Annotated in this window: 6 protein-coding genes; all 6 read left to right on the plus strand. The window is 64.3% G+C overall.

Going from position 1 to position 9,693, the window contains the following annotated elements; translation table 11 throughout:
- Positions 1-289 precede the first annotated feature (289 nt).
- Complete coding sequence (locus tag VMP31_RS00730) at positions 290-1,915, plus strand: methyl-accepting chemotaxis protein (RefSeq protein WP_325503055.1); 1,626 nt, start codon at positions 290-292, stop codon at positions 1,913-1,915.
- A 192-nt stretch (positions 1,916-2,107) separates the two neighbouring features.
- Entirely contained in the window at positions 2,108-3,238 is a 1,131-nt protein-coding gene (locus tag VMP31_RS00735; RefSeq protein ID WP_325503057.1) for an efflux RND transporter periplasmic adaptor subunit, read from the plus strand.
- Between the two features lie 26 nt (positions 3,239-3,264).
- Positions 3,265-6,351: a multidrug efflux RND transporter permease subunit gene (locus VMP31_RS00740; RefSeq protein WP_325503059.1), complete on the plus strand. Its 3,087-nt coding sequence runs from the start codon at positions 3,265-3,267 to the stop codon at positions 6,349-6,351.
- A 403-nt stretch (positions 6,352-6,754) separates the two neighbouring features.
- A complete protein-coding gene (locus VMP31_RS00745) occupies positions 6,755-7,516 on the plus strand; it encodes a sugar phosphate nucleotidyltransferase (RefSeq protein ID WP_325503061.1) in 762 nt (253 codons plus the stop codon).
- A 3-nt stretch (positions 7,517-7,519) separates the two neighbouring features.
- Positions 7,520-8,563, plus strand: a complete 1,044-nt coding sequence (locus tag VMP31_RS00750; RefSeq protein WP_325503063.1) for an SDR family oxidoreductase — start codon at positions 7,520-7,522, stop codon at positions 8,561-8,563.
- 13 nt (positions 8,564-8,576) lie between these two features.
- The coding region (locus VMP31_RS00755; protein ID WP_325503064.1) for a class I SAM-dependent methyltransferase at positions 8,577-9,693 on the plus strand (1,117 nt) is incomplete at its 3' end.

Consider the following 9,693-nt stretch of genomic DNA (forward strand, 5'->3'; position numbering starts at 1 on the left):
ACAAAAGTACACTCCGCTTCCTCGCCTGTTTTTGCCTTGCAGGTCTCTAGCTCGCGAGATCGTAAGCAGATTCTGAAAGCCCGGCACCAGGCTGTTCGCCTTCCCCTTCCCACATCTGTAACAGGCCTGCGGCAGGCTAAAGAACGCTGCCGCAGAGCCGATCTATACTTCCGACTAGCCACTGCTTCCCGGCAGCCCGGCCCAGCTGATACCAGTCGATAAGGATATTCGCAGACGCGCCATACGCGTCGCTGGAGTTCGCCATCTATCTACTCAGGGGCAACAACCCATGTTTCTGCAAAAATCCTTACGCGCACAAATTCTCGCCCTGCTCGGCGGCAGTCTGGCGCTGCTACTGATCACCGCCCTGGCCTGCTTCAGCTTTCTCTCCGGCGGCATGCAGGCTTACCGCAGCCTACTCGACGGCCCGCTGGAAGCCTCACGCCTGGTCGACCAGGCCAACCTGGAATTCAAGATCCAGGTACAGGAGTGGAAGAACGTGCTGCTGCGCGGCAGCGACAAGGCGCAACTGGACAAGTACTGGAGCCAGTTCGAGGCCCAGGAACGCAAGGTGCAGGATGTGCTCGCGCACCTGACCACCCTGGCCGCCGACGACAATGCCCTCAGGGCCAAGGTCGATGGCCTGCGTCAGGAACATCAGAGCCTGGGCAGCAACTACCGCAAGGGCCGCGAGGCCTTTCTCGCCGCCGGCGGCGATGCCAAGGTCGGCGACCAGGCGGTATCCGGCATCGACCGCGGCACCAGCCAGCAGATGAACGAACTGGTCGAGCAGCTGCGTAACCAGAGCCAGGAGCAGGCCAGCCAGATCAATGCGGCGGCGGACCGCACCATCCTCTTCGGCACCCTGATCATGCTCGGTGCCAGCCTTGTCGTCGCCCTGTTCAGCCTGTGGCTGGTCAACCGCAACCTGATCAACCCGATCCGCGAGCTGATCGCCCATATCGCCCAGCTCAGCCAGGGCAACTTCGGCAAGCAGGTAGATGCCAGCCGCCAGGACGAACTGGGCCGCCTGGCCGTGGCCGCGAATATTCTGCGCGACTTCCTCGCCGACACCTTTACCCGTTTGAAGCGCAGCACCGCTGATCTGGACAGCGCCAGCGGCGAACTTAATGCCATCGCCACCCTGATGTCCCAGGGCACCCGCGAGCAGTTCTCGCGTACCGACCAAGTGGCCACCGCCATGCATGAAATGTCCGCTACCGCCCAGGAAGTCGCGCGCCACGCTGCCGAGGCGGCGAATGCCGCGGACGAAGCCGACAGCGCCGCACGCCAGGGCGAAACGGTGATGCAGGCGACCATCAAGACCATCACCGATATCCGCAGCGAGATCAGCAACACCTCGGATGTAATTCGCCGCTTGGAGGCGGACAGCGGGCGCATCGGCAAGGTGCTGGAAGTGATTCGCGGCATCGCCGAGCAGACCAACCTGCTGGCGCTCAACGCCGCCATCGAGGCCGCCCGCGCGGGCGAGCAGGGCCGCGGCTTTGCCGTGGTGGCGGATGAAGTCCGCACCCTGGCCCAGCGCACCGCCGAATCCACCGCCGAGATCCACCAGATCATCGACACCGTACAGACCGGCGCGGTGAATGCGGTACGCGCCATCGAGAGCGGCCAGCAGCGCAGCGAGGAAGGCGTGACCCAGGTCACCGAGGCCGGTGCCACCCTGCACCTGATCACCGGCGCAGTGGAGGCGATCCGCGATATGAACAGGCAGATCGCCACCGCCGCCGAGGAGCAGACCTCGGTGGCCGAGGACATCTCGCGCAACCTCACCGAGATCACCGCCATCGCCACTGCCAACCAGGAGCACGTGCAGCGCACCGAAGTTGCCGGGCAGAACCTGCATCTTTTCTCCACCCAGCTCAGCGAGGTAACCCAGCGCCTGAGTGCCTGACACCACCGCAAAGCAGCAGACAAAATGCCAGCAAATGCTGGCATTTTTCTTAAAAAACACTTGATCAATCAGCCAGCTTTTGCACAACAATATTTTGCAAATGCGAATCTTTGACAGGCCTTGGCGCGCGGTCTAATGTGCCCTTCTTGCCTATTCCCAGGCTATCCAACCGCCTTGCCAAGGAACCGGAATATGTTGCTCCGCCGCATGCTGATCATGCTCGGCGCGGTACTCGTCGTGGTACTCGCCCTCGCCGCCTACAAAGGCTTTTCCATCTACCAGGAAGTGCAGATGTTCTCGGCCCCGCAGCCGGCCATCAGCGTCGATGCCGCGACGGCAGAAGAACGCCCGTGGCAGGGTCGCCTGCCGGCCATCGGCACCCTGAAAGCCTTCCAGGGCGTCGACCTGACGGTTGAAGTCGGCGGCACCGTACAAAAGGTGCTGTTCCGCTCGGGCGAGCAGGTCACCCTGCTGCAGCCGCTGATCCAGATGGACAGCGATGTCGAGCAGGCCAGCCTGGCCACTGTCCAGGCCGAACTGGGCCTGGCACGAGTCGAATTCGAGCGCGGACGCAGCCTGATCAACCGCCAGAGCATCTCGAAAAGTGAGTTCGACCGCCTCTCCGCCAGCCTGCAGAAAGCCAACGCCAGCGTTGCCCAGCTGCAGGCGCAACTGGCGAAGAAGCGCATCCTTGCGCCATTTGCCGGCACCATCGGCATCCGTCAGGTCGATGTCGGTGACTACTTGGCTTCCGGCACCACCATCGCCACCCTGCAGGACCTGAGCAAGCTCTACGTCGACTTCTTCCTGCCGGAACAGGCGGTGCCCAAACTGGCTGTCGGCGAGCGCGTGCGCTTCAGCGTGGCGGCTTACCCGGACGAGGTGTTCGAGGGCGAAATCGCCGCGATCAACCCCAAGGTCGAAGACGCCACGCGTAACGTGCAGGTGCGCGCCATGCTGGTCAACCCGGAGAGCAAACTGCTGCCCGGCATGTTCGCCAATCTGGAAGTACTGCTGCCCGGCGAGCAGAACCTGATTGTCGTCCCGGAAACCGCCATCACCTACACCCTGTATGGCAATTCGGTGTACGTGATTGGCGAGAAGAAAGGTGAAGACGGCCAGGTGGTCAAAGACGCCAAAGGCCAGGCTGAGCTAGTGGTCGAGCGCCGCTTCGTCGAAACCGGCGAGCGCCGTGAAGGCCAGGTGGTGATTAGCAAAGGCCTGAAGGCTGGTGAACAGGTGGTGTCCGCCGGCCAGCTGAAGCTGGATAACGGTGCCCATGTCAGCATCGCCAACACCCAGGCCAAGCCGAGCGCCGAGTAAACGCGCTGGCGTAAAGGAACTTATTTATGGCTTTTACTGATCCCTTTATCCGTCGCCCGGTATTGGCGACCGTGGTCAGTCTGTTGATCATCCTGCTTGGCTTCCAGGCATTCAGCAAACTGACCATCCGCCAGTACCCGCAGATGGAAAACGCCCTGATCACGGTGACCACGGCTTACCCCGGGGCCAATGCCGAGACCATTCAGGGCTATATCACCCAGCCACTGCAGCAGAGCCTGGCCAGCGCCGACGGCATCGACTACATGACCTCGGTGAGCCGGCAGAATGTGTCGATCATCTCGATCTATGCGCGCATTGGTGCCAATAGCGACCGTTTGTTCACCGAACTGCTGGCCAAGGCCAACGAAGTGAAGAACCAGCTGCCACAAGACGCCGAAGACCCGGTGCTGAGCAAGGAAGCCGCCGACTCCACGGCGCTGATGTACATCAGTTTCTACAGCGACGAGCTGAGCAACCCACAGATCACCGACTACCTGTCACGGGTCATCCAGCCCAAGCTGGCCACCCTGCCCGGCATGGCCGAAGCCGAGATTCTCGGCAATCAGGTGTTCGCCATGCGCCTGTGGCTCGACCCGGTGAAAATGGGTGCCTACGGCGTGACCGCCAGCGACGTGAATGACGCGGTGCGCAAGTACAACTTCCTCGCCGCAGCGGGCGAAGTGAAGGGCGAGTACGTGGTCACCAGCATCAACGCCGAAACCGACCTCAAATCCGCCGAGGCCTTTGCCGCCATCCCGCTGAAGACCGTGGGCGATAGCCGCGTACTGATCCGCGATGTGGCGCGGGTGGAAATGGGTGCGGAAAGCTACGACTCGATCAGCTCGTTCGATGGCACACCGTCGGTGTATATCGCCATCAAGGGCACGCCGGGGGCCAACCCGCTGGACGTGATCAAGGAAGTGCGCAATGTCCTTCCGGACCTGGAAGCCCAGCTGCCGCCAAACCTGAAAGTCTCCATCGCCTACGACGCCACGCTGTTTATCCAGGCTTCGATCGATGAGGTGGTAAAGACCCTGTTCGAAGCCGTGCTGATCGTGATCGTGGTGGTATTCCTGTTCCTCGGCGCGTTCCGCTCGGTGCTGATCCCGGTGATCACCATCCCGCTGTCGATGATCGGCGTGATGTTCTTTATGCAACTGATGGGCTACTCGATCAACCTGCTGACCCTGCTGGCCATGGTCTTGGCTATCGGCCTGGTGGTCGACGACGCCATCGTGGTGGTGGAGAACATCCACCGGCATATCGAGGAAGGTAAAACGCCGTTCGATGCAGCCATCGAAGGTGCACGGGAAATCGCCGTGCCTGTGGTGTCGATGACCGTCACTCTGGCGGCGGTGTACGCCCCTATCGGCTTCCTCGAAGGCCTCACGGGCGCGCTGTTCAAGGAATTTGCCCTGACCCTGGCTGGCGCGGTGATCATCTCTGGCATCGTCGCCCTGACCCTGTCGCCGATGATGTGCGCCAAGCTGCTGCGCCATGAAGAGAACCCCTCGGGTCTGGCACACAAGCTTGACCAGATCTTCGACGGCCTCAAGCAGCGCTACCAGCGCGCCCTGCACGGCACCCTGGACACCCGCCCGGTGGTGCTGGTGTTCGCGGTGATCGTTATGTGCCTGATCCCGGTGCTGCTCAAGTTCACCAAAAGTGAACTGGCCCCCGAAGAAGACCAGGGCATCATCTTTATGATGGCCAGCGCGCCGCAACCGACCAACCTGGAGTACCTGAACAAGTACACCGATGAGTTCGTGACCATCTTCAAGGAGTTCCCCGAGTACTACTCCTCGTTCCAGATCAACGGCTTCAACGGTGTGCAGTCGGGTATCGGCGGCTTTCTGATGACGCCGTGGGACGAGCGCGAGCGCACCCAGATGGAGATTCTGCCGGAGGTGCAAGCGCGCCTGTCGCAGATCGCCGGCCTGCAGATCTTCGGCTTCAACCTGCCCTCCTTGCCGGGTACCGGCGAGGGGCTGCCGTTCCAGTTCGTGATCAATACACCCAACGACTACCAGTCGTTGTTGCAGGTAACCGAGCGGGTCAAGCAGCGGGCGCTGGAATCCGGCAAGTTCGCCTTCCTCGACGTCGACCTGGCCTTCGACAAGCCTGAGGTGGTGGTGGAAATCGACCGCGAGAAAGCCGCGCAAATGGGCGTATCCATGGAAGACCTCGGCCTGACCCTGGCCAGCCTGCTCGGTGAAGGTGAGATCAACCGCTTCACCATCGATGGGCGCAGCTACAAGGTAATTGCCCAGGTCGAACGCGCCTACCGCGACAACCCGGAGTGGCTGGGTAGCTACTACGTGAAGAGCGAAAGCGGCGCGATGCTGGCCCTGTCGACGCTGGTCAAGGTTAGCGACCGCGCCCGGCCGACCCAGCTCAACCAGTTCCAGCAGCTCAACTCGGCAATCATTCAGGGCGTGCCGATTGTCAGCATGGGCGAAGCCATCGAAGTTGTTACGCAGATCATGCAGGAGGAAGCCCCGGCCGGTTACGCCTACGACTTCGCCGGTGCTTCGCGCCAGCTGGTGCAGGAAGGCAGTGCGCTGTACGTGACCTTCGGCCTGGCCCTGGCGCTGATCTTCCTGGTGCTGGCGGCGCAGTTCGAAAGCTTCCGCGACCCGCTGGTGATCATGGTCACGGTGCCGCTGTCGATCTGTGGTGCGCTGATTCCGCTGTTCCTCGGCTTCTCCAGCATGAATATCTACACCCAGGTGGGTCTGGTGACGCTGATCGGTCTGATCACCAAGCACGGCATCCTGATCGTCGAGTTCGCCAACCAGCTGCAGGAGCGGGGCCGCAGCAAGCGGGACGCGGTGATCGAGGCTGCCGGCCTGCGCCTGCGCCCGATCCTGATGACCACCGGCGCCATGGTGCTGGGCGCAGTGCCGCTCGCGCTCGCCACCGGCGCCGGCGCCGAGAGCCGCTCGCAGATCGGCTGGGTGATCGTCGGCGGCATCAGCTTCGGCACGCTGTTCACGCTGTTCGTCGTGCCGACCGCCTACAGCCTGCTGGCGCGCACGCGCCAACCCGCCGCGGCCGGGCGCACCCCGGAGGGGGTGGCGGACGAGCTGCCGGAGGGCCAGGCCGCCGAGTGAGCGCGTGCTGCGCCCCGGCTGCAACACATGCGCTGGGGCGCCGTCGGCTCACCCTCGCCCGGCGCTCACCCGGGCTGGCAATAACACCGCAAGATGCGGCAAACATCAACCCAAATGCTATAAATATAGTAAGACAAGTCAACTAGAGCGCGATCTTTGGCCCTGCATGGACGAGCAGCCCTGCGGCTGTGTAACCAGGTGTGGTTTGCGCGCAACAAATTAGGGTTCTTTGTCCCCATCTCCGAAATCTCGAATTGCACCTTTCGCCGTCAAGTTCTATGCGTGACTGAGGACTTGACACTTCCGCGGGACAACCGCGAACGAACTAGAGCGCCAACAACAGAGCCGCAAGCGAGATACCGAGACTCGAGCCATAACCCTTGACGGTGGGGGGAAACCTCCCATGAAGGTCGCCATTTTGGCTGGCGGGCGGGGTTCGCGGCTGCCCGACGCGGACCAGGAAAAATCCAAGGCCATGGTCCCGATCGGCGACAAGCCGATCCTCTGGCACCTGATGAAGTATTATGCCCAGTACGGCCTTCGCAACTTCGTCGTAGCGCTCGGCTATCATGGCGATTCGATCCGCAATTACTTCGCCGAGATGGCTGCGCGCCAGTCGCCCGCCGTCGACGGCGCCCAGACGGTATTCTTTCCCGCTACCGAGCCGGACTGGACGGTCGAGCTGATCGAAACCGGCCTCGACACCATGTCGGGCGGGCGGATCAAGCGGCTGGCCCCTTATCTCGGCAAAGCGCCCTTCATGCTGACCTGGTGCGACGGGCTCTCGGACGTGCGCCTCAACCAGCTGCGCGCCTTCCACGAGCGCCACGGCCGGATCGGCACGCTGACCGCCGTCCATCCGCCGGGGCGCTTCGGGCGCCTGGCGCTCTCCAGCGAGCGCGTCGTCGCGTTCCGGGAGAAGATCGAGGACCCCAACGAATGGATCAATGGCGCCTTCTTCGCGTTCAATCCTGAGGTGTTCGACTACATCGACGGCGATGCGACCCAGTTCGAGCGCGAGCCGCTCGAGCGCCTCGCCAGTGACGGTGAGCTGATGGCCTATCGGCACGCGTCTTTCTGGCAGTGCATGGACACTGGCAAGGAGGTCCAGGCGCTGAACGACCTCTGGCAAAGCGGTGCAGCCCCCTGGAAGCTGTGGAATTGAGCCATGCGCGTTCTCCTGACCGGCAATCAAGGCTATATCGGCACCATTCTCGCGCCCCGGCTGTGGGCCATGGGCTATGACGTGGTGGGCCTCGACAGCGGCCTGTTCCGCGAATGCACGCTGCGCGCGGTGCGCGAGATGCCGACCATCCGCAAGGACATCCGCGACGTCGAGGCGCGCGATCTCGACGGCATCGACGCGGTGATCCACCTCGCAGGGCTGTCGAACGACCCACTCGGCGACCTCAGCGCGCCCTTGACCTATGCGATCAATCACGAGGCGACGGTGCGGCTCGCCGAGCTCGCCAAAGCTCGTGGCATCAGGCGCTTCCTCTACGCCTCGAGCTGCAGCGTCTACGGCGCCGCGGGCGACGAGTTCCTCGACGAGACCAGCCGGTTCAACCCGGTGACCCCCTACGCCGAATCCAAGGCGCGCTCCGAGGCCGATCTGCGGCGCCTGGCCGGTCGCGACTTCTGCCCGGTCTACCTGCGCGCCGCGACCGCCTACGGCGTCTCGCCGCTGCTGCGCTTCGACCTGTCGGTCAACAACCTCGTGGCCTGGGCGGCGACCACCGGGCGGGTGTTCCTGAAGAGCCTCGGCACGTCCTGGCGGCCGCTGGTCCACGTCGAGGACATCGCGCAGGCCTACATGGCGCTGCTGCGGGCGCCCGAGGAGAAGGTCCACAACCGGGCCTTCAACATCGGCCAGACCGAGGAGAACTACCGGATCAGCGACGTCGCCGAGCTCGTGCGCCGGGTCGTGCCGGACACCCGGATCGAGTTCGCCGCCGATGCGTCGGAGGACCTGCGCAACTACCGGGTCAACTGCGACCTCCTCCAGCGCACGCTGCCCCACTGCTGCCCGCACTGGACGGTGGTGCAGGGCATCCACGAGGTCTACGACGCGATCGAGTTCGCCGGGCTGAGCAGCGACGACTTCGAGGGCCCGCGCTACAGCCGGGTGGCCTACCTCAAGCGGCTGCTGGCCGACGGGCGGGTCGACGAGCAGATGCGCTGGGTCGGGCGCCTCGACGCCGCGGCGGCATGACGGGGGTCGCCTCTTGCAGGTCGACTTCCGTACCGAGACCAGCTGCCGCTCCTGCGGCTCGGCCGATCTGACGCCGCTCCTGGCGCTCGGCCGGACGCCGCTGGCCGATCGCCTGCTGACCGCCGCCGAGCTCGATGCGCCGGGCATCACCGTGCCGCTGACCCTGGCCCTGTGCGGCGCCTGCAGCCTGGTCCAGATCAGCGAGACGGTGCCGCCCGAGATCCTGTTCGGCGCGGACTACCCCTATTTCTCGTCGGTCTCGAGCACACTCCTGGAGCACTCGCGCGCACACGCCCGCGAGCTGATCGAGCGGCGCGCGCTCGACGCGGGCTCGCTCGTCGTCGAGATCGCCAGCAACGACGGCTACATGCTGAAGAACTTCGTCGCTGAAGGCATCCCGGTGCTCGGCATCGATCCGGCCAAGGCGCCGGCGGCCGCAGCGGTCAACGCCGGCGTGCGCACGCTGACGACGTTCTTCGGCCGCGATCTCGCCCATGAGCTGCGCGCCGACGGGCAAGCGGCCGATCTGATCATCGCCAACAACGTGCTGGCGCACGTCGCCGACCTCAACGGCCTGGTCGAGGGGATCGCGATCCTGCTCGCGCCGTCGGGGGTCGCCGTCCTGGAGATGCCCTACCTCGCCGATCTGATCGACAGCACCGAGTTCGACACGATCTATCACCAGCATCTGTGCTATTTCTCGGTCACCGCGCTCGACCGCCTGTTCCGCCGCCACGGCCTGTACCTGAACGACGTCCGCCGCCTCGCGATCCATGGCGGCTCCCTGCGGGTCCAGGTCGCCAAGGTGGCGGCCGTGCAGCCGGAGGTGGAGCGCCTGCTGCGGCAGGAGGCGGCGCGGGGCCTCGATCGGCCCGACGGCTATCGCCCGTTCGTCGAGCGCACCCGCGAGGTGCGCACGCAGCTCACCGCCATGCTGCGCGCGCTCAAGGCGGAGGGGCGGCGGATCGCCGGCTACGGCGCCGCCGCCAAGGCCACGACGCTGCTCGCCTACTGCGGGATCGGCAGCGACCTGCTCGACTACGTCGCCGACCGCAACCCGTTCAAGCAGGGCCGCTTCATGCCGGGCAGCCGGCTGCCGATCCTGGCGCCGGAGCGCCTGCTCGAGGACC

Source organism: Pseudomonas sp. (assembly GCF_035512415.1).
Lineage (GTDB): Bacteria > Pseudomonadota > Gammaproteobacteria > Pseudomonadales > Pseudomonadaceae > Aquipseudomonas.

Coding starts and splice junctions, on each gene's coding strand:
- VMP31_RS00730 (WP_325503055.1), top strand. CDS start 290: ATGTTTCTGCAAAAATCCTTACGCGCACAAATTCTCGCCCTGCTCGGC.
- VMP31_RS00735 (WP_325503057.1), top strand. CDS start 2,108: ATGTTGCTCCGCCGCATGCTGATCATGCTCGGCGCGGTACTCGTCGTG.
- VMP31_RS00740 (WP_325503059.1), top strand. CDS start 3,265: ATGGCTTTTACTGATCCCTTTATCCGTCGCCCGGTATTGGCGACCGTG.
- VMP31_RS00745 (WP_325503061.1), top strand. CDS start 6,755: ATGAAGGTCGCCATTTTGGCTGGCGGGCGGGGTTCGCGGCTGCCCGAC.
- VMP31_RS00750 (WP_325503063.1), top strand. CDS start 7,520: ATGCGCGTTCTCCTGACCGGCAATCAAGGCTATATCGGCACCATTCTC.